Origin of the sequence: Microseira wollei NIES-4236 (assembly GCF_020521235.1) — a bacterium.
Lineage (GTDB): Bacteria > Cyanobacteriota > Cyanobacteriia > Cyanobacteriales > Aerosakkonemataceae > Microseira > Microseira wollei.
This window is the reverse complement of record NZ_BLAY01000106.1, coordinates 15,342-35,036: the sequence shown is the minus strand read 5'-3', so window position 1 is coordinate 35,036 and position 19,695 is coordinate 15,342. Positions and strand designations below refer to the sequence as shown.

The window sequence follows — 19,695 nt, the reverse complement described above, 5'->3', positions numbered from 1 at the left end:
GATGATTGCCGTGCCCCTACAACAGCTGAGGGCACGGCATGGGAAATATTCTGTACCAGCCAACATTTGATGATTGCCGTGCCCCTACAACAGCTGAGGGCACGGCATGGGAAATATTCTGTACAAGCTCTGATTTGATGATTGGCGTGCCCCTACAACAGCTGAGGGCACGGCATGGGAAATATTCTGTACAAGCTCTGATTTGATGATTGCCGTGCCCCTACAACTGGCGATCGCTTTCATGCTTTCATTGTGAGAGAAAAGATAGGGGATTTCTCTTATCAGCAGCAAAACCAAGGATGGCAGAATCGCGATGCTCGTAGAGTAAATCCCCCTGAGCATTAAACAGGAAAGTCGCACCTCTTTGGGTTAGATAAGCAGGATTAGGAACATAGGTTTTCCAATTAGTCAGCACTTCTCCCATATTCCGCAATCGCAAGGTTGCTAACTCAAACGGACGCTGAAAACCTTTGCCACCTGCCAATCCAAAGAATGAACCTTTGAGCGGCGGGAGAGGGGGAGCCTGGATAATTTCTTCATCGCCAATTAATTGAGGTGCTTGGCGATCGCCTCGATACCCTCGAAATACTTCCGCCAAAGTGCCAGGACTACCAATTCCAGCACACATTAGCATCAGGTTGAGCCAAGCGTTTACACCAGGGGATAAACCAGGTAGTTTGAGCGATAAACCTGGATACAGATTGAGTTTTTGGTGCAGTTGGGCGGTGGGGTCTACAAACAAACATTCTGCCGGAAATCCGGTATAACTACAGAATCGCTCGCCGGACTTGCGATCGCCTATTCCCACCCCTCGGATTGCTATCCCTTGTGCTTGAAGCCGTTTGGCATCTCGCTGCAACCACCAAGCATATTCCAGGCTGTCGAAATCTCCCAATTGTGGCAATAGCAGTACCAGTTGTCGAGGTGAAGACTCGCAACCGCTCAATATGGGTACAACTGCTCCGTCGCTCACCCGTTGGCGCTCGGTTTGGCTCAAAATGGTATGTGGATTCATCGGCTGCTTTTTTATTGAGGAATGGCCTGAAATAATAACTTGGGAGGAATGCGATCGCTTACAACAGTTTTCAATTGGGTGCAACACAACACATTGTAGGGAACATTCAAAAAACTTTGCCCGTAGCGACAAAACTTATTCATGTTCCCTACCCCCCGTTGATGCGACGGAAAATGGCTATAAGTGTATTTCACCAAGTTGCAAACCGCTATAAAACAGGAAGGAGCAAATGAAAACACCTGTGGCGATCGCTTAACCGAACTCGCCCAGATTAGCACTGAACTGGCAAGGGTTGTTGCCAAGAACCCTTGTGCTACGAGTGAAGTGTTGCGAATTCTCTCTTCCAGCGACGATACCGAGACTCGCCAAAATGTGGCAGGAAATCCTAACACGCCAACTCAAGTGTTATGGCAGTTAGGCGCAAAATTTCGGCAAGCGTTGCTAGATAATCCGATATTTTCTCTATTATTCGTCGAAAAACCCAATCTAGTCGCTTTTAGTAACGCACCACCATGAAAACTTTCACAATTTCAAGCTATAGTCTCAGTTCTAGCCCACTTTAACTAGAATTGAATCGCCTTCCAGTTTTGCTACATAGGTGGCAAGTGGTTCATCTGCTGGACCTTGTTGCACTTTACCATCGCTGGCAAATTTAGAATCGTGGCAAGGGCAGACAAACGCATTTTGATTTTGCTGCCATAAGACCGTACAACCCGCGTGAGTACAGGTTGGTTTCACTGCCATAATCTTGCTTTTGTTCATCGGATCTCGAACCACCAAGACTTTATTGCTACCCGCTACTTGCTCAGCAAGGATTTGCCCATTTTTGTCCAAGTCTGCAACCGTACCCACCCTCTGAAAACCATCAGCACGAGGCGGACTGGCAACCTGCTTCGCAGCTTTGGGAGAACAGGCGGCAATTACCACAGGAATCGAACTGGCAACAGTTATAAACTCACGACGTTTCATCAAGAAATCCTCAAATAAAGCTCGATAACTCTACCCAGGGAAGGAAGAAGGTAATCTTCCTCCCCTTTGATATGCTTGTGCGATTGAAAGTTTTACTGACCAGGTAACAGGTTTAGCGCTCAACTTACCTTCTCAAATCCCGCTCGAGAACCATCTGTAGGGCATTTGGGAGTGCCATCCTCAACCATTGTTGTTTCCCCAGAAACGTTACAGACATTGAAACTGTGGGTTTGATTACGCCATTTTTCCAGGTTGTTCTTGGCTTGTGTGTAAAGTTGAGCGTGCTGAGTCTCGGCTGCTAGCGCGTAGCTAAACGTTTGCACAGCAGTTTGATTGCCCTCAGCTTTTGCTTGCTCAATGAAGCCAGGATACATACTATCCCGCTCGTAGGACTCCCCTTTAATCGCCTTGTTCAAGCCTTCTAGAGTTGCACCCCCGTTGATTGATTGCTGCAAGTTTTCGGAGGTTGATTTCACATCTGGCTGAACGATCGTACTTTGAGGTGTTGCCCCCATTGCCTGAATAACTTTGGCATGATTATCTCGATGGATAGCTTCAGCTGCCGCTGCGGCTCGGAAGAGACTTGCTACGCCCTTGTAGCCTTCCTCATCTGCTTTCTGAGCAAATGCCAGGTACATTACGTGAGCATTGGATTCACCGTTGTATGCTTTCTGAAGGTTTTGCAACGTCGGTGATTCGGGTTGGACAGTCTGCTGGGTTGAAGGAGATGACTCAACCATAACTACAGGCGTTTTAGATTCGCTGCAACTAACGAGGGAGATTGCTCCTAAAACAGCCGCAGACATCAAAATAACGGTTTTCTTGGAAACCAAGGGAATGTTGGAGAAACGAATCATAGCTAAAACCTCCTTAAGAGAATTGGAAAAAGGTCAAAATTCAGACAAAGAAACTTCCCAGATTGACAGGACTTACGCACTTCGGAGGTCAGAAACCGGGCTTCTTGGTAGATCTCTATTTGATAAATCAACGATTTTTCATATAAACCCGGAATATGCGCGTAATTCCTGATTGAAAGCCTTCAACTTTCAACCTCAAAACTGCAACCCATTAACAGATAATCGAAAACTGAAAATTAGGATTAGCTACTCGCTTTTTTTGACTGCTGGCTGTTGCCTAAATAAGCCCGTCATACTCAATCCAGTTATCAGTAAGCCAACTAACCCTAAACCGTTGAGCAGTGGATAAATTTCTTCCAAATGCAGGATTTTCATGGTATGGATGCTTAGCAGTAATTCTGCTAGTTCCTCTTGGTGAAACCACTCATCGAGGATGTTATAGCCCAAACCAGTGAAGGCAGTTAACAGTAAAGGCAGACATACAGCGATGGCAATCTGGCGATGGTATTTACGAAAAGCGCGACTCATGAGAATTACCTCAAGTATTTATTGGCAGCGGGATCTATCCCTGTTGGTTTGCCAACTTGTCGCTGCCTTTGAGCTACTTTAAAGGCTAAAACTAAACCGTAAAGAAAACAGGGTAGATCCACAAGAATTTTCTAAGCCAGAGGAAGACGCACCTGAAAGCAACTGCCAACTCCCAACTGACTGCTGACGACGATCTCTCCCCGATGGTGTTGAGCAATGGACTGGGCGATCGCCAACCCCATTCCCATCCCGCCTTCCCGCCGCGATCGCGCTTTGTCTGCGCGCCAGAAGCGATCGAACACAAACTTCAGATCTGCTGGTGCAATGCCAATGCCAGTATCATCCACAGAGACAATCGCGAAACGATCGCGTAGCTTCATAGCCAGCGTTACTTTTCCACCCGCTGGTGTGTACTGCAAGGCATTCTCGAGTAAATTCCTAAATAAACGAGTCAGTTGTAGGGCATCTCCGTTAACCATCACACCAGTCAGCAAGTTGACCTGGAGGGTAATACCCTTTTCCTGGGCTTGGGGTTGTAGCAGAACCAATACATCCTCGATCATCTTGTCTAGTGATAGACAAACCCATTCCCGCTTCTGGGTGATAGCTGCCACATCGATGCGTGACAACAGCAGCAAGTCTTCTACGAGACGGATCGTATGATTGGTCGTCGCAGCGATCGCCAAAAGCTTCTTCATATCCTGCGGATGAATTCGCTCTGGATAATACTGCATGACTTGAACCGAGGTTTTAATCGCGGCTAGTGGGCTGCGTAATTCGTGGGCTGCGTCAGCAGTAAACTGTTTGAGCTGCTGAAAGCTTTGCTCAATCGGCTTTACCGATTGCCGGGTTAGCCAGATGCCCCCTAACCCCGTCACACCCAACACGATCGCCCCACCAACCCCCAATCCCCACCGCAGCTTACTGAGAACCGCTTCTACCTCTTGTGTTTCTTCGCTGGTGCGAATGTAACCCTCCAATCGCGATTGACGGTCACCTTTACCGTAAACTGCCAGCGTGACAGCCCGTATCTTCCCCTGCTGTAGGGTTTGATACCCCGGACTAGGCGGCAAACCATGCAGCAGGGTACCCGCGTTACCCACTAATCGCCTCTGTCCATCAAACCATTCAACGCCCTGATGGTATTCGCGCAACTGCTGCCACGGGATGTCTAAGTCTTGATCGCGATCCAAACGACGTTCTATTGGGGAACATGCCGCGTTCCTTGCGGGATCGATCTGTGGTTCTTTAGCATATTGTGCCTTGATTGTCAATAAACTATGGGAAGCAGCTTGCGCCAAAATCGAAAGGCGTTGGTCGAGCTGCTCATAAAGGCTGCGGCGCGTAAATTGATAAACTGCTACAGTCGATGCTGCCAAAATAGCCATCATTACTGTTAAGTAAGACAGCAACAACCGCCAGCGTAGGGCATGAGAGTGAGGATTACTGGTTTTGTTTGAGGCGATAGCCCATGCCATAAACTGTCTCCACTAGATCGGTAGGCGCACCTGCTGCTTTCAGTTTCTTACGTAATGCCTTGAGATGCACCTTCACCGTCTCTTCTGAGGGTGGGTCATCAAGTGACCACAGGTGGTCGATGATAGTGGAACGGCTGAGAATCCCTCCCTTGTGCCGCAGGAATAGTTCTAGCAAGCCATATTCCTTAGGAGTGAGATGTAGTAGTTGCCCTCGATAGGTAACCTGACAAATGCTGGGATCGAGGCGCAGATCTCCCCAATCTAGAACAGGCGATACAGCTGTATTGCCTCGACGCAGCAATGCCCGAATCCTCGCCAATAACTCTGGTAGGTCAAAAGGTTTGACGACGTAATCGTCTGCCCCGGCATCTAAACCCATGACGCGATCGCTGCTAGTATCTCTAGCTGTCAGCATCAGGACGGGTGTCATGTAGCCATTTTGCCGCAACCGTTGACACAAGCTGATGCCATCCAACTTTGGCAGCATCACATCCAGCACAATCAAATCGTAGGGAGCCGCCTCTACAAGTTCCCAGCCTGTTTCTCCATCGGTGGCAGTTTCAACGATATAGTGTTGTTTATCGGTGAGGATCTCCACCAAAGCATCCATAAGTTGCTCATCGTCTTCAACCAACAGGATTCTCATTGCCCTCGGTTTGATCAAGCCTTGATCGCTTAGCTGGCGCTGACTGCTATTTCCTCAGTGGTGGAAAAGATGGCAGGTCAATAGCCGCTAAGGACTTGATTTTCTTTTGCGGGCGTTGGGGATAAACTACAGGTGCGGGCCAGTTGGCAGCCTCAGAGAGGTCGATAGACTCGTTGGGAGTAACGGGGACGATACTGCTGACAGAGGTGGGTTCTGGCAACGCTGCCGACTCCTCCTGGGGTTGTGGGGCTGACTGACGGTTGCTAATTGGTTCTGGGGTTACCGGCTTCCAAGCTTGTAAATGAATTGGCTGGGGCGCTACAGGGGGTTCCGGGGCGGGAATGTTGGTGGATGCGATCGCAGCTTGTGTCAACCTTTCCAATTCTTCCCACAAAACTTTTTCGGCTTCGTTAATATTGCGGTTAACATCCCCGCTTAAATCGGGTAAATCATCGCCCAATTGGGGTTTAGGCGCTACTGGTACGGGCGTTGTATCTTTTATTGCCTCGCTGGTTACTTCTGGCTCTTCTTGTGCTAGCCATTCAATTGGGGTGCTAACTTGTTCTGGAGTTTCTGCTGTCAAAGGCTGGTTTAAAGCAGGTTCGCTGCTGCTGTCGGTTTGGTCGGTTTGGTCTGATGGGGTATCTTCTGAAATAGAGTCCAAGGATACTGACCAAGGTTGGATCGGTTGCGGTTTTAGCAGCAAGCGCAGCCTAGCAGAGGCATTTTGGGGATTGTATTGTAATTCTGCTGCCCCGACTGGAGCGTTGCCCATGTCTGCTGGGATTTCGGTTTGGTAAGGGACTTCCAAACACTTATCTAAAGCGGCTTTCAATTGCAGCGAATAACGTTGCTGGCGTTCTAAGCGCGAGCGCAACTCGGTACAGGTATTTTCGCTGATTGACAAAGTGTAAGATTGTTCGTTGTATTTTTGCTGGATATGGGCGCATTCCCTCTCCAGTTGAGCCAACTGTTCCTGGCTGCTTTCCATTTGCTGGCTTAAAGTTTCGATTAAAATTTGCTGGCGCTGCGCGACTTGATGAGAAGCTTCCAACTCCCGGAATAACCGCGTCAGTTGCTCTTGTGTTTTGGTGAGTTCTTGATTTTGTTCGCTTAGCCTCGTTTCTAAGCTTTGATTGCGCTTCATCTGCAACTGCAACGCACTGTGGCACTCATCTAGGAGCGTTTCTAACTGTTCTACGTGTCCCAGCAGTTCGCTATTTTGCTGTTGTAGGGATTGACTTAACGTCACCAGTTCTACTACGTCTAAGTCGGATTGCCAAGTCAGCGCCTCCTCAAGCTGGCTATTTTCCTCGGCGTCATCGCGGTTAACATCCTCAACGGGTGCAACTATTTCGCTTGTAGTTGGTAGTGGGGCAGAACCTTGGCGATCTTCTATCGGTTCGGGTTCGCAAGCACTTGTTGACCGATCTATATCATCAACGAGCGCAGAATTTTCTGGCTCCTGGACTGATAAGTTAATAAAGTTAGTGGTATCTGCTGAGGAATCTAGCGCAGGCGTTGGCTGATTCGCCTCATGCAGACCTGGTTCGTTGTTGGGAATTTCAGCTTCGCTCATCGCTTCTACCTCAGAGGTTAACGACTGTTTGACAGGTATTTGTTTTCGCGTTATCTACAACTAGGACCCAAGCAAAGAAACCGGGTTTCTCTGAAAAATCGTTGCTTGGGAAACTAGAGATCTAGGTCGAAACCCAGTTTCTGGCATCGACGTGGGTAAGTCCTTTACAACTAGGCCACTTGCCAATCATTGTAATCGGATTACTTTGATCCTTGGCTACTATCCCAGGGTTAAGGTTTGCTTTAATAAATCTTGATGCATCAGGGCGCGGTCTACTAAAGATTGAATTTGCACTGGCGAGAGGGGTTCGCCATTGGCATAACACTCCAGCCAGGTTTGACTAATTATATTAGGGTCGTTGGGCAATCCGGCAATATCCCATCCCGGCAATTGTAATTCTTGCATTAGTTGGCTGACTTTGGGGTCGTAGCTGAGGGCGAAACAGCGACAGAAAGACGCAGCAGCCATAATCAGACTGTGGAAGCGCATTCCGATTGCCATTTCCACGCCACCAAATAAGCCTTTTAACTGTTTGGGATCTTCCAGGCAGATGATATGGGATACTTCCGGCATCGCTGCGTGGATTGATTGCGCGAGCGCCAAATCCTGGGATTGCTGAAACGGTACTAATAAAATACAGGTTTGCGTTGCTCGCTGAAAGTCGATCAGGGCGCGGGTTAGACAAGCCAAACGCGCCGGAGTTAGCTCAAGATGCGATCGCAAGGTGACTGCGATTCTGGGTGCTGGTAAGTCCCACAGTCCTTTGACGGGTGCGCCCTCTAATGCCCAAACCGGATCGGGAGCGATCCAAAAGGGTATATGCCATTCTGATACTAAGCCAGCACTGGCTTTGTCGCGCACGCTGACCGCGCTACAGTTGGCGAAGCATCGCCTTGCCATCGCGCGGGTTATCGGGCGTTTTAACGGCCCAATTCCTTGCGCCCAGGCGATAGTTTTTTTCCCCATCTGCTGGGCTAATCCCATCAAGCCGCCGTAGTAAAAGGCACTGTTGATGCTGGTGACATCTTGGATCAAACTGCCGCCACCCCAAATGAAAGCGTCGGCAGATCTAATCGCAGAATAAACTTGCCACGGCGAGAAGCGATCGCAACTGCGGACCTTGTAACGCGAGGTGGTTTGACCTGGGTTCCCCGAAAGTACAATCGGCGTTACCTCTTCGGGCAGCATTTGCAGCAGCGCCGCCAATAATGCCTCATCCCCACCGTTGCCTTTGCCGTAGTAGCCGCACAACACTGCCCGCATCTTGCCCATGTCTTTGCTCAAAATGTATTCTCTGTATCAGTTTAAATTCAGTGGGTGGGTGTAAAAAAGTCTTGAGGCTGTCAATGGGTAGCCCTTGCCGGACAATCCTATCGGGTGAGATTCACCAGATCGAAGTCTAGACTCTTGACTAATGGCATCTACCTATTCTATTTTTTGGCTGTACACCTACAAGAGCCTGTTTTCGCAATTTTCCCGGCCTACGCTGGGTGTTTAGTTTTTGTATTTTTTACAATACCTGAAAAATAGCTAACTTTTAGTAGAGGGGGAAAGAGGTTCGATAAACTCATTTACTTGCTAAGCTTGAAGTCAATTCTTGTTGACCATCTATTGAATAGTCAGAGATACCTGTCTGACAAGTTTAATTTTTTTTAAGGGAGGCTGATTTATCCGGTTTTAACTAAAAGAAGATAGGGGTGCAAAAGAGTCAAAAACCAGAAAAAATTGTCAGAGAAATAGCTCAGTCAAAAAAAAGAGGTGTAAAAATGTTGTGGTGGCTGGAAGTAAAAACAAAACAACCTTACTGTATCTACTATTTTGGGCCTTTCGATAGTGCAAGCGAAGCCGAACAGGCTCAAGAAGGCTACCTGGAAGACTTAAAACAGGAAGGCGCCCAAGAAATAGAAATCCAGATCAAGTTCTACAGTCCCAATGAATTAACAATTTTTCAAGACTGACCAAACAAGGGGCTAGGGGCTAGGGAAACGGTAGGATAGAAAAATGTTTGCAGATGTTAACAAGCGATGCACGCACTATCGATTCCTACCTGGATTATTCACGTTTCGAGCGTGATTGAGTGGATTGCTGCGATCTGGTTGATCTGGACTTACGGCGAAGTCAGCGGCAACCGGACGTGGTATGCTTTATCTTTTGCTATGCTACCAGCGTTAGTTAGTGCCATGTGTGCCTGCACTTGGCATTATTTTGATAATCCACCATCTCTGGAATGGCTGGTGACGCTGCAAGCAGCGATGACGGTGTTGGGAAACTGTACGCTTTGTGCCGCGGCGTGGTGGATTTGGCGAAATGCCCAGTCGGCTAATCCGGCGCAACTCAGTCAAGACCAAGCAAAAGAATCATGATATCAAAAGATGCCCTGTTTGCCCTATCCCTGTTTCCATACCTGGGTTTTTTGTGGTTTCTCACCCGTTCCAAACAAGCACCGCGTTTGGCGTTGATTGGGTTTTACATGACATTGGTGTTTGTCGGCGTCACCATTCCGGCGGGAATTTATGCGAAAATTGTTTACGGGGAGTCCCTCGCGAATGTGGATTGGTTGCACGGTGGGGCAGAGTTTTTCTTAACGCTGTCAAACATCTTGGTGGTGCTGGGTTTCAGACAGGCAGTAATGGAAAAATCGCAACGCGAGTCGGTTTCTCCAAAAGAATCGCGCCAAGAGAAAGTCTGATTTTGCGGCGAACAGATAGCATACCCGTATAAAAGGCAAAATAAAATACAAGTCCTTCGGGTTCCTTGTCACTATGATCTGTTGCTTAAATCCCAATTGCCAGCAGCCTCTCAATCCTGAAAACGAACCGTTTTGCACTAGCTGCAAAGCAAAATTAGTGCCGCTGCTGAGGGGTCACTACCGCCCAATCCGTCCTCTCGGTCAGGGAGGATTTGCCAGAACCTATCTCGCAGTAGATGAAGATAGGCTAAAAACTCCTTGCGTGATTAAACAATTTTCGCCCCAAATTCAAGGAACAAATTCCCTAGACAAGGCAATCCGACTGTTTAACCAAGAGGCAGTCAGGCTACACGAATTGGGAGAGCATCCCCAAATACCCACGCTGCTGGCTTACTTCGAGCAGGACAAATACCTATATCTGGTGCAGCAGTTCATCGAAGGGCAAACTTTGTTTCAGGAGTTGCACCGGCAGGGAATTTTTAGCGAACAAAAAATCCGGCAGGTGTTGGGCGATATCCTACCAGTTTTGAAGTTTATCCACGACCGCCAGATCATTCACCGGGATATTACGCCGGCGAATATTATTCGCCGCCAGATTGATGGCAGGTTAGTGCTAATAGATTTTGGCATCGCCAAGCAGTTGAAAGACACGACTCAAATCCAACCAGGAACGAGAATTGGTACGGAAGGGTATGCACCGTTAGAACAACTGCGAAGCGGTCAAGTGTATCCGGCAAGCGATATCTACAGTTTGGGTGCAACTTGCATTCACCTGATAACGGGAATCAAACCGGAAGAGTTGTACAATCCGTTGCAAGGTCGCTGGATCTGGCGAGATTATTTGCTCAAAAAAGGCATAAATGTCAGCGATCGCTTGGGGCAGATTTTGGACAAAATGCTGAAAGACTTGGTGAGCGATCGCTACCAGTCTGCGGATGAGATACTCAGGGAGATCGGCGGTCAACCTTTGGCTCCCCCTACCCCCCTCAAGACACCGCCAAAACCTGCCACGGTTCCGCCTGCCCCAATCTCTCCGCCACCGGGTGCAAGACTGCCGCTGCCAAAAGCGCCCCTGTCTGACCCCCCCGTCTCCCAACCGCCGGTTTCCAATCCCCCTATCTCCAGACCGCCGATTTCCAGACCCCCCCTTCCCAGAGGCATAAATTCTAACCCTAAAACTGGCACTTGGGGATGCGTAAATAGCCTCAGCGGACATTCATCCTGGGTCACCTCGGTTACCATCAGCCCCAACGGACAAACCGTTGCTAGCGGCAGTCTCGATGACAAGATTAAAGTTTGGCATCTCCAGACGGGAGAACTGTTGCAAACCCTCAGCGGACATTCAAAGGCTGTCAATACCGTCGCCATCAGCCCTAATGGGCAAATGCTGGTCAGCGGCGGCGATGACAGAACGATTAAGATTTGGAATCTGTTCACTGGCAGCCAGCTTCGCACTTTAACCGATCATGGCAGAGATGTGAGTTCTGTCGCTATCAGTGCGGATGGGCTAACTCTCGCCAGCGGTAGCAAGGACAGGACAATTAAATTATGGAAGCTCACCACCGGAACGCTGCGGGGTACGCTGTTGAGTCCGGCAGGCATGATTAAATCAGTCGCCATCAGCCCGGACGGACAGTTTTTAGCCAGCGGCGGTCTTGACAACCAAATCAAGTTGTGGGCTATCGATAGTGGAAAATTGCTTCGCACTCTCAGCGGGCATTTTAATTTAGTCAATTCGGTCGCCATTAGTCCTGATGGGAAAATTATCGCCAGCGGCAGTAAGGACAAAACAATCAAATTGTGGGATGCAAGTACCGGAGAATTAATCCGCACGCTTTCGGATCATGCAGAGTCAGTTAATTCGATTGTCATCAGTGCGGATGGCAAGATGCTTGTTTCCGGTAGCAGCGACAAGACTCTCAAGCTGTGGAATATCAACAATGGCGAACTGCTTTACACGCTTACTGGGCATACTAACCAGATTAGTTCTGTAGCAATTAGTCCAGATGGACAAACCATTGTCAGCGGCAGTTTCGATAATACGATCAAGATATGGGAAAAGTAAGTTATGCTTGCTGCGGTCATAGATAGTGCTAATAGCTAATTGCTAATTGCTAATTGCTAATGGCTAGTTTGATATTTCTGCCAGTCTTCTCTTAGCTACCTAATTGTCAGGCAAGCGTCTGTGTTAAGTATAGTAGTGATTAGTTATGAGGGTTCTATTAATAACTAATAACCACTAACTAATTAAGCACCGACTAAGCGCTTGGCGTCGGCATCAAATCCAGCGCTTTTGAGTGCATTGACAACTGCTTGAGCATCTTGCACCCAATCTTTGGGGTCCAGACGCAACAACTCGCGCCGATTTCGGTCTGATACGATCGCAACCACGGGGACTTTTGCTTTTTCTTCCTTGTCTCTATGTTCTTGCAAAATGCTTCGCAAGGTACTCAATTCATTGGGGTTGACTCCCTGGGGTGCGAGTTTTACCATCACCATTTGAACGTTTTCGACGGGGAAGGCGTCGTCAACAATCAGTTGGGTACGTTCTTCTTGTTTATCGACTTTTCCTGAGAGGATTAAACGGGCATCATTATTTAGGTGCGAGTTAATCTGTTCGTAAGTTTTGGGAAAAACAACGGCTTCCGCTTGTCCGCTGATATCTTCGATTTGCAAGATTGCCATTGGTTCGCGTTTTTTGGTCATCACGTTTTTGATAGCTGTTACCATCACGATCGCGCTGACTTTTGCCTGATTTTTTTGCCCCTCTAATTGGCTGATGCTAATAGTAGTTATATCCATCATCTGTGCTACTTTGCTAGCAGATTTAAGCGGATGTTCCGAAACGTAAAAACCCAGCAGTTCTTTTTCCATTTGCAATTTTTCGCGGCTGGGAAAATCCGGCACTGGCGGGTGTTTGGGGGCAGAGTCGTAGCCTTGATTGCTATCAGAACCCGTTGTAAAACCTCCCAGGAGGTCGAATAAATTGCCTTGACCAACTGCTTTATCTTTGGCACGATCGTGCGCCCAGGTGATGACTAGGTCGAGGTCGTGGATTAATTGATTGCGGTTCTTTTCGATGCTATCGAAGGCGCCGCATTTGATTAAAGCTTCCAAGACGCGGCGATTGACTGTGCGGAGGTCGATGCGATCGCACAGATCTGCCAGACTCTTGAATGCGCCTCCCTCATTGCGCGCGTTGAGGATGGATGCGATCGCATTTTCCCCCACATTCTGGATTGCCGATAGTCCAAATAAAATACTATTTCCTTGCGGCGTAAAATCTACCCCTGATCGATTAATATCCGGCGGTTCTACCTGAATATGCATTTTCTGACAGCCGTCAATATATTTTTTCACTTTCTCCCGATCGCCGCTATTAGCCGTTAACAGCGCCGCCATGTATTCTGTGGTATAATTTGCTTTTAAAAATGCCGTTTGATAAGTTACATATGCATAAGCCGTTGAATGGGATTTATTGAAGCAATTAGAAGCAACCAAGCCATTTCCCAAAATAAAGTTATGGTCGCTTTCAACCCCGATATCGTATACTGGTTGCATTCCTAACGATCTACGGCTAACAATTTTAACCACGTCTGTAACTCCCTAAAATTTCCTCAATTTTTCTTTGATTACGTTGTAGTCCCAAATCTGGATGCCAATCTACAAAGTTATAAAATGACTCTATGTTTTTGCGGCTGTATATCCTCCAATAATAAACCTTTTTGTATATGTGTTCTTCTACATAACCCATATTTAATAGTCTTGCCAGTTCACAACTGAATTCAAAGTCACCTACAATAGAGATTAAGCCGCCACTTCTTCCTTCGTTTACATAAGCACAACCGTCACCATCAAAATATCCCAGAACGTAGGAGGCTAAATATTCTGATTCGGTCAAATAATGAATGCCAGAAAAACTTCGTCCGGTGACGATGCCGTAGCTAGACAAAGCACTGGCTATCCTCTGAGATGAAAAATTTATTCGATGCCGGAGGTGCATAATCTTTCGGCTGAACTATTCTAATTTTACCAGAGTATTGGAGTTCTTTACTCAGGAGTTCTGTTAGTTCTTTATCAATAGACTCAAAAGCAACGTAGTTAGTTTTAGTTACACAGCCATCACCAGCTACCAAGCCTAACAAATAAGCTTTAACTTGAGAGTTAATTATATCAAAGTAACTTTCATTTAATCTATAGCGATTTTTGCGCGTATTAATATTTACTTCTAGTAAAACTCTTGAAACATACCTCTCACTAACACCAAGATAGCGCGGAATCTCTCTGCATTCCATACCCTGATTAAAAGCATCAATTATTTGCTGCTTTTGTTGAGCTGTTAACTTGTTAGATCTCGTAAACATTTTCATATTTACTTTCTAAGCTGACTTGCTTTAAATCTAATCCTTTTTCAAATATTTCGTCAATTGGTAACATTTGACCATCAGTTGTCATAAACTTGTGGTCTTTTGTTGCTCGGATAATGGAACCGTCTTCCAAATCATACTCAAATATTTCTTGCTCGCCACGCTTATGCCATTGTGCAATTGGTTGTGTGTAGACATAGCCATGACTATCAACGCTGTAAACAGTACATTCAATTTCTTTTTCAACTATTTTGCCAATCGGCATTAAGCCATATTCAACTGTCAGTATTTCAGTCTCGTAGCTTAAGCAATATTCAGCGAACTTAACCATCTGTTCAAACAACTTTTCAGCCAGGGATCTTTTTATTCCATTCTTAGCTGAACCATCAATAAACATTTCCCGCTGTTTCTGCATTTCATCTGCTTTCTTTTTCCCCATACAATTGTGAGCAATAAAGTCATTAGCAATGAAATTGTGAGTTTCAGGAATGGTTAGATCGAAGACTTCTTCTTCACCGATATATTGGATGGAAACAATCTCATCCCAGAAAACTTCTGAATCAGCGATCGCCATTAATTCTTCATCCTCCAAAGCGAGGGCAAAGTTGCGAACTCGATGACGCGCTAAACTTCTACTTGGTGTTTTCTGAAAATTCAATCCAGAAGACTCTGATATATCGCTCGTATGCCTAATCGGTAATGTTTTGGCAATTGCGATGCGATCGCCTACTTTAAAATTTTTCAGGGTTTTCCATCCCAAAACAGTATAAAAAAGGTGATCTGAGGTTGCTCTAATCTTACGGTTTGTTTTAGTTGTAATCTCCCAAACACACCTAATCCCATTAGGATGAATTTCTGCAATCGGTTGCTGGGTTATTTTTTTGGTTTTGCAATTCAGTGAAAATACTTTTCGTCCTAACCAGTATTCTGGTTTTGCAGCGATTTCACTTAAACTAACTAAACGACCTGTTGCTACATCAATTACTTGGGTCGATCCGCTTAAACAGCGACGTAATATATCAGCTTGACCCAGGCTATATCCTGCCAAATCTTGAGCCACTTTCATGATTTGTTCTTGGTATACAAGAATACCATAAGTTTCTTCAAGAATTGGTTCTAATTTACTGTTATCGTATTGAATTGGCTCTCTTCCATGTTTGCGGTCGATGAATTGGGGAATCAAGCCTGCATCTAATGGCCCTGGTCGATAAAGGGCTAAAATAGACGAAAGATCTTCTATGTTAGATGGCTTTAATCTTTGCACGATATCGCGCATTCCAGAAGATTCGATTTGAAATATGCCTTCTAAATCTCCTTTTTCGATAATCTCAAATGTCTTTTTTACCATTAACGGGAGTTTTTTCTCATTTCCTTTTGCTAGGATTCTTTGACCGGATCTTTCTTCTTCTGTTATCGCGTCTGGGTGAATAATTTCGTTTTTATTTTTCTTGATTAAATCGATGGCTTTTTCTATAATCGTGAGGTTTTTTAACCCCAAAAAGTCCATTTTTAACAGTCCCATTGATTCCACATCTTCCATGAAATACTGGGTAATTACTGCACCATCATTATTTTTTTGCAGCGGCACTATTTCATCCAAAGGAGAGGCAGAAATTACTACGCCAGCAGCGTGGACTCCATAGGTTTTGTTTGTGCCTTCTATTCGCATTGCCATATCGACCCAGCGACGAACGGGAATTTCTCCGATTGGTTCTTTGCGTTCGTTGTGGATGTTAACCGTCTCGTTTTCGTATGCTTGTTTAAATTTTGGTTCTGGGGATTGCTCCGAGATCATTTCCTTAAGTTTAGCAGGCTTGCCCCTAGATACAGGAATTAATTTTGCCATGCGATCGCTATCTGCATAACTCACTCCTAAAGTTCTAGCAACGTCTTTCAAGACTGCTTTGGAGGTCATGCGGTTAAAGGTAATAATTTGGGCGACTCTATCTTCGCCGTATTTTTTGGTAACGTATTCGATTACTTTATCTCGTTTTTCGATGCAGAAATCTGTATCGATATCCGGCATTGATTTCCGTTCTGGGTTCAGAAATCGCTCAAATAATAGTCCGTGGTGAACTGGATCTATATTAGTAATTTTCAGCGCATAAGCAACAAGAGAACCTGCGGCACTACCTCGTCCTGGACCAACAGGTATTCCGTTATCTCTGGCAAATTTGATATAATCCCAAACGACTAAAAAGTAGGTGGAAAATCCCATTTGCTGGAGCATTTTTAACTCATATTCCAGCCGTTCTTTGTAAACAGGAGCGACTTCGGCGCGGGATTTGCATTTGAGGCGTTCTAGCAGTCCTTCCCAGGCTTTTTCTTCGACGTAGGTATCGGCGGTATGTCCGGAAGGAACGGGGTAGTCGGGGAGGCGGGGTTCGCCCATAATATCGTAGCGATTGACTTTTTCTGCTACTTCTACGGTGTTAGCGATCGCTTGCTCTATTACATCATCTTCCAAATGGTCGCGAAACAGTTGTCGCATCTCTTCTGCTGATTTTAAATATTCGGTTCCGGTATATCTCAGCCGTTTTTCTTCTATAACCAATTGATTGGTTTGAATGCATAAAAGCGCATCGTGCGCCTCGACATCGTTGCAAGAAATAAAGTGCGAATCGTTCGTCGCGACTATTTTAATATCTAGTTCTCGCGCAATTCTGGCAATTTCTACATTGACCACGCGCTCTTCTGGCAAACCGTGGTCTTGAATTTCTAAATAATAATCATCTCCAAATACTTCTTTATACCACTGAGCGACTTTACGCGCTGCTTCTAATTTACCTTGCAGAATCGCTTGGGGAACTTCTCCCCCCAAACAAGCGCTGGTGACAATCAGTCCTTCGCGGTATTCTTTTAATAGTTCTTTGTTGATGCAAGGACGGGAAAATATTCCTTTTCCTTGCACGCCTTTAAGGTTGGAAATTGTGGTAAGTTTGACTAAATTTTTATAGCCTTGGTTGTTTTTGGCTAAAACAACTTGGTGATAGCGGGGACGCCGTTCTTGTTTTTCGATGTCCCCATTGATTATGTACATTTCATTGCCGATAATTGGCTTGACGCCTTTACCACGGCAGACTTTAAGTAACTCAATAGCGCCGTACATGACGCCGTGATCGGTGAGAGCGATCGCATTCATCCCCAATTCTATCGCTCGATCTACCAAGTCCGGTAACTGACTCGCTCCATCGAGCAGGCTATAATCGCTGTGATTGTGTAAACCGACGAAGGACATAGTAAATTGGTAATTGCTAATTGCTAATTGCTAATTGCTAATGGTTAGTTGGTTTTGTTTCCTATTACCCATTAGCAATTAGCCATTAACCATTGACTAAATTAGGGTTGCGTAAGTGCCAAGGGGTGGCTTGTTCGTAGGCATAGGCGACTTCTAATAACAAGTCTTCGCGCAATACTTTACCAATCATTTGTAAGCCGATGGGTAATCCTTGCTCGTCGAAGCCGCAGGGTATACTTAATCCTGGTAAACCAGCCAGATTTACCGGAATTGTCATCAAGTCCGACAGATACATACTTAAAGGATCTGCGGTTTTTTCCCCAGCTTTAAAAGCGGTGGTGGGTGCGGTGGGACAAACTAAAATATCCACTTGTTCAAACGCGCGATCGAAGTCTTGTTTAATTAAGGTACGGACTTTTTGCGCTTTCAGATAGTAGGCGTCGTAATACCCCGCAGATAATGCATAGGTTCCTAACATAATCCGACGCTTGACTTCAGCACCAAAACCAGCGGCGCGAGTTTTGGTATACATTGTCATTAAATTATCAGGATCGCTGGTGCGGAAACCGTATTTTACCCCGTCGTATCTGGCTAGATTTGCAGAGGCTTCCGAAGGTGCGATGATGTAGTAGGCGGGCAAGCCGTAGCGGAAACGAGGACAAGAAATAACGTGGATTTCTGCGCCTAATTGTTGCAGTTGTTCGATGGCTTTGGTGATTGCTTTTTCGACTATGGGATCTAAACCTTCGCCAAAGGTTTCTTTGATTATGCCAATTCTGAGAAAGCCTCTGGGTTTAAGATTCGGTTTAAGTGCTTTGGCGTAATCGGGTATTTGGACGTTGAGACTGGTGGAGTCTTTGGGGTCGTAACCTGCGATCGCTCCCAACAATATCGCCGTATCTTCTATGCTACGACCAAATGGCCCAATTTGATCTAAGGAAGAACCATACGCCACGAGTCCGAAACGAGATACCAATCCATAAGTCGGTTTCAATCCTACAACGCCGCAGAAAGAAGCTGGAAGCCGAATCGAACCCCCCGTATCCGAACCCAAGGATACCACGCATTCATCTGCCGATACCGCCGCCGCCGAGCCGCCAGAAGAACCCCCCGGTACTCGTTCTAAGTCCCAAGGGTTCGCAGTCAGCTGATAGGCAGAAGTTTCTGTGGAACTGCCCATCGCGAACTCATCCATGTTAGTCTTGCCTACGATTACCGCCCCCGCGTCGAGCAGTTTTTGCGTCACCGTGGACTCGTAAGGCGGGATAAACCCTTCTAAAATCTTGGAGGCACAGGTGGTGGGGATGCCCTTGGTACACATATTATCCTTAACGGCAATGGGAATCCCCGCCAAGAGGCCAATTTCCTCTCCTGCGGCGATTTTAGCATCCACCGCCATAGCCTGTTCTAAGGCGCGATCTGCTGTAACGCACAGAAAACTGCGTACTTTGGGTTCTAAAGCCTCTATGCGTTCTAAGGCTTCTTTGGTTATTTCTACAGCAGAGCGTTCTTTTTTGATGAGTTGTTTGTGCAACTCGCGGATGGATGCCATGCAGTCACCTCAAGACCTGGTTTCGATGCTATTAAGTCCAGACTCGATCCAGTATAAGGTGGTGGCTGGCATCCCGCTTCAGTACCTCGACGAGTGAAATACCACAGCGAAAGATTTTAAAGACATGGAACCGCCCCAGGGGTGGGGCGGCTTATTTTACAGGACTTACGCCAAGAAACCGGGTTTCTATGAGAAATCGTTGATTTGGAACTAGAGATCCCAGCAAGAAACCCGGTTTCTATGGAACCGCCCCAGGGGTGGGGCGGCTTATTTTATGGGGTTGGTGGGCGTTCGCTTTCCACTATTTCTTCAGGCGATATCTTCTTGGCTTCGCCTTTCAGGATTTGATTCCAGAGCTTTTCCGGGTCTACGCCCCTTTTTTTGGCAAGATACGCGACGCTCTCCCTCACCTTGGGTTCTTCCTCCCGAAGTTTCTCGCATAGGAGAAAATTTCCCTGAGTTGACTTGGTTCGGTCAGTCACAAAGGCGTACACAGCTAGCAAGTCATCGTAGTATTCGCCCAAAGGTGCCACAAGCAACCGCTCATCTTTTCTTGCCACTGATGGTTTGACCAAAACGTATTTGCCGACGATCCCATTTTTGCCACAAAAATGACCCATATGACTCCGGGAAGCTGCACGAGCGCCAATTTTTTCGCTCAAAGTTTTTGGGCAGGCGGGACGCCCACCCCACAAGAAATGTAGAGACGTTACATGTAACGTCTCTACTCTTGTGGGATGGGCATCTTGCCCGTCTGGTCCTATTTTTGCCATCTTG

General features: G+C 46.5%; 20 protein-coding genes. 5 read left to right on the top strand and 15 right to left on the bottom strand.

Annotated features, from left to right (window positions below):
* Positions 1-247 precede the first annotated feature (247 nt).
* Both MiSe_RS29905 and MiSe_RS51270 read right to left on the bottom strand, forming a co-directional pair.
* Positions 248-1,015: a peroxiredoxin-like family protein gene (locus MiSe_RS29905; protein WP_226587248.1), complete on the bottom strand. Its 768-nt coding sequence runs from the start codon at positions 1,013-1,015 to the stop codon at positions 248-250.
* A gap of 11 nt (positions 1,016-1,026) precedes the next feature.
* Positions 1,027-1,158 carry a hypothetical protein gene (locus tag MiSe_RS51270; protein ID WP_264196724.1) on the bottom strand — a complete coding sequence of 44 codons (132 nt, stop codon included), beginning with the start codon at positions 1,156-1,158 and terminating at the stop codon, positions 1,027-1,029.
* Between the two features lie 40 nt (positions 1,159-1,198).
* Here MiSe_RS51270 and MiSe_RS29900 point away from each other — a divergent pair, with 40 nt between their 5' ends.
* Positions 1,199-1,531, top strand: coding sequence for a hypothetical protein (locus MiSe_RS29900; protein WP_226587247.1), 333 nt, complete (start codon positions 1,199-1,201; stop codon positions 1,529-1,531).
* Between the two features lie 33 nt (positions 1,532-1,564).
* On the opposite strand, the gene MiSe_RS29895 is transcribed toward MiSe_RS29900, so the two are convergent.
* The 7 genes from MiSe_RS29895 to csaB form a co-directional block, all read right to left on the bottom strand.
* Entirely contained in the window at positions 1,565-1,984 is a 420-nt protein-coding gene (locus MiSe_RS29895) for a QcrA and Rieske domain-containing protein (protein ID WP_226587246.1), read from the bottom strand.
* 119 nt (positions 1,985-2,103) lie between these two features.
* Complete coding sequence (locus MiSe_RS29890) at positions 2,104-2,841, bottom strand: rubrerythrin family protein (protein WP_226587245.1); 738 nt, start codon at positions 2,839-2,841, stop codon at positions 2,104-2,106.
* A 246-nt stretch (positions 2,842-3,087) separates the two neighbouring features.
* On the bottom strand, positions 3,088-3,369 hold the full coding sequence (locus tag MiSe_RS29885; protein WP_226587244.1) for a peptidase: 282 nt from the start codon (positions 3,367-3,369) through the stop codon (positions 3,088-3,090).
* A 131-nt stretch (positions 3,370-3,500) separates the two neighbouring features.
* Positions 3,501-4,847: a sensor histidine kinase gene (locus MiSe_RS29880; RefSeq protein WP_226587243.1), complete on the bottom strand. Its 1,347-nt coding sequence runs from the start codon at positions 4,845-4,847 to the stop codon at positions 3,501-3,503.
* A complete protein-coding gene (locus MiSe_RS29875; RefSeq protein WP_226587242.1) occupies positions 4,813-5,493 on the bottom strand; it encodes a response regulator transcription factor in 681 nt (226 codons plus the stop codon). Before MiSe_RS29875 ends, MiSe_RS29880 begins: the two co-directional genes overlap by 35 nt.
* Positions 5,494-5,539: 46 nt before the next feature.
* The gene (locus MiSe_RS29870) at positions 5,540-7,072 is read right to left on the bottom strand and encodes a mitotic spindle assembly checkpoint protein MAD1 (protein WP_226587241.1); all 1,533 of its coding nucleotides are present in this window, start codon (positions 7,070-7,072) and stop codon (positions 5,540-5,542) included.
* A 219-nt stretch (positions 7,073-7,291) separates the two neighbouring features.
* Positions 7,292-8,344: a polysaccharide pyruvyl transferase CsaB gene (gene csaB / locus MiSe_RS29865; RefSeq protein WP_226587249.1), complete on the bottom strand. Its 1,053-nt coding sequence runs from the start codon at positions 8,342-8,344 to the stop codon at positions 7,292-7,294.
* A gap of 425 nt (positions 8,345-8,769) precedes the next feature.
* Between csaB and MiSe_RS29860 the strand changes: the two genes are divergently transcribed.
* The 4 genes from MiSe_RS29860 (at position 8,770) to MiSe_RS29845 (ending at position 11,826) form a co-directional block, all read left to right on the top strand.
* Positions 8,770-9,030 carry a DUF1816 domain-containing protein gene (locus tag MiSe_RS29860; protein ID WP_226587240.1) on the top strand — a complete coding sequence of 87 codons (261 nt, stop codon included), beginning with the start codon at positions 8,770-8,772 and terminating at the stop codon, positions 9,028-9,030.
* A gap of 66 nt (positions 9,031-9,096) precedes the next feature.
* On the top strand, positions 9,097-9,435 hold the full coding sequence (locus tag MiSe_RS29855) for a DUF2499 domain-containing protein (RefSeq protein ID WP_226587239.1): 339 nt from the start codon (positions 9,097-9,099) through the stop codon (positions 9,433-9,435).
* Positions 9,432-9,761: a DUF3593 domain-containing protein gene (locus tag MiSe_RS29850; RefSeq protein WP_226587238.1), complete on the top strand. Its 330-nt coding sequence runs from the start codon at positions 9,432-9,434 to the stop codon at positions 9,759-9,761. The genes MiSe_RS29855 and MiSe_RS29850 overlap by 4 nt, the downstream gene beginning before the upstream one ends.
* 73 nt (positions 9,762-9,834) lie before the next feature.
* Positions 9,835-11,826: a serine/threonine-protein kinase gene (locus MiSe_RS29845; RefSeq protein WP_226587237.1), complete on the top strand. Its 1,992-nt coding sequence runs from the start codon at positions 9,835-9,837 to the stop codon at positions 11,824-11,826.
* Positions 11,827-12,008: 182 nt separating this feature from the next.
* Here MiSe_RS29845 and MiSe_RS29840 read toward each other — a convergent pair whose 3' ends face one another.
* From MiSe_RS29840 to MiSe_RS29815, 6 genes are all read right to left on the bottom strand, one after another.
* Positions 12,009-13,355: a helix-hairpin-helix domain-containing protein gene (locus tag MiSe_RS29840; protein WP_226587236.1), complete on the bottom strand. Its 1,347-nt coding sequence runs from the start codon at positions 13,353-13,355 to the stop codon at positions 12,009-12,011.
* Positions 13,348-13,713 (bottom strand): LAGLIDADG family homing endonuclease, encoded by a 366-nt coding sequence (locus MiSe_RS29835; RefSeq protein WP_226587235.1) that lies wholly within the window; start codon positions 13,711-13,713, stop codon positions 13,348-13,350. The genes MiSe_RS29840 and MiSe_RS29835 overlap by 8 nt, the downstream gene beginning before the upstream one ends.
* On the bottom strand, positions 13,706-14,125 hold the full coding sequence (locus tag MiSe_RS29830) for a helix-turn-helix domain-containing protein (protein ID WP_226587234.1): 420 nt from the start codon (positions 14,123-14,125) through the stop codon (positions 13,706-13,708). The genes MiSe_RS29835 and MiSe_RS29830 overlap by 8 nt, the downstream gene beginning before the upstream one ends.
* Positions 14,109-17,366 carry a DNA polymerase III subunit alpha gene (dnaE, locus tag MiSe_RS29825; protein ID WP_226587233.1) on the bottom strand — a complete coding sequence of 1,086 codons (3,258 nt, stop codon included), beginning with the start codon at positions 17,364-17,366 and terminating at the stop codon, positions 14,109-14,111. The genes MiSe_RS29830 and dnaE overlap by 17 nt, the downstream gene beginning before the upstream one ends.
* Positions 17,367-17,451: 85 nt before the next feature.
* Positions 17,452-18,918 carry an Asp-tRNA(Asn)/Glu-tRNA(Gln) amidotransferase subunit GatA gene (gene gatA, locus MiSe_RS29820; protein ID WP_226587232.1) on the bottom strand — a complete coding sequence of 489 codons (1,467 nt, stop codon included), beginning with the start codon at positions 18,916-18,918 and terminating at the stop codon, positions 17,452-17,454.
* 272 nt (positions 18,919-19,190) lie between these two features.
* Positions 19,191-19,691: a hypothetical protein gene (locus MiSe_RS29815; protein ID WP_226587231.1), complete on the bottom strand. Its 501-nt coding sequence runs from the start codon at positions 19,689-19,691 to the stop codon at positions 19,191-19,193.
* Positions 19,692-19,695: the final 4 nt, after the last annotated feature.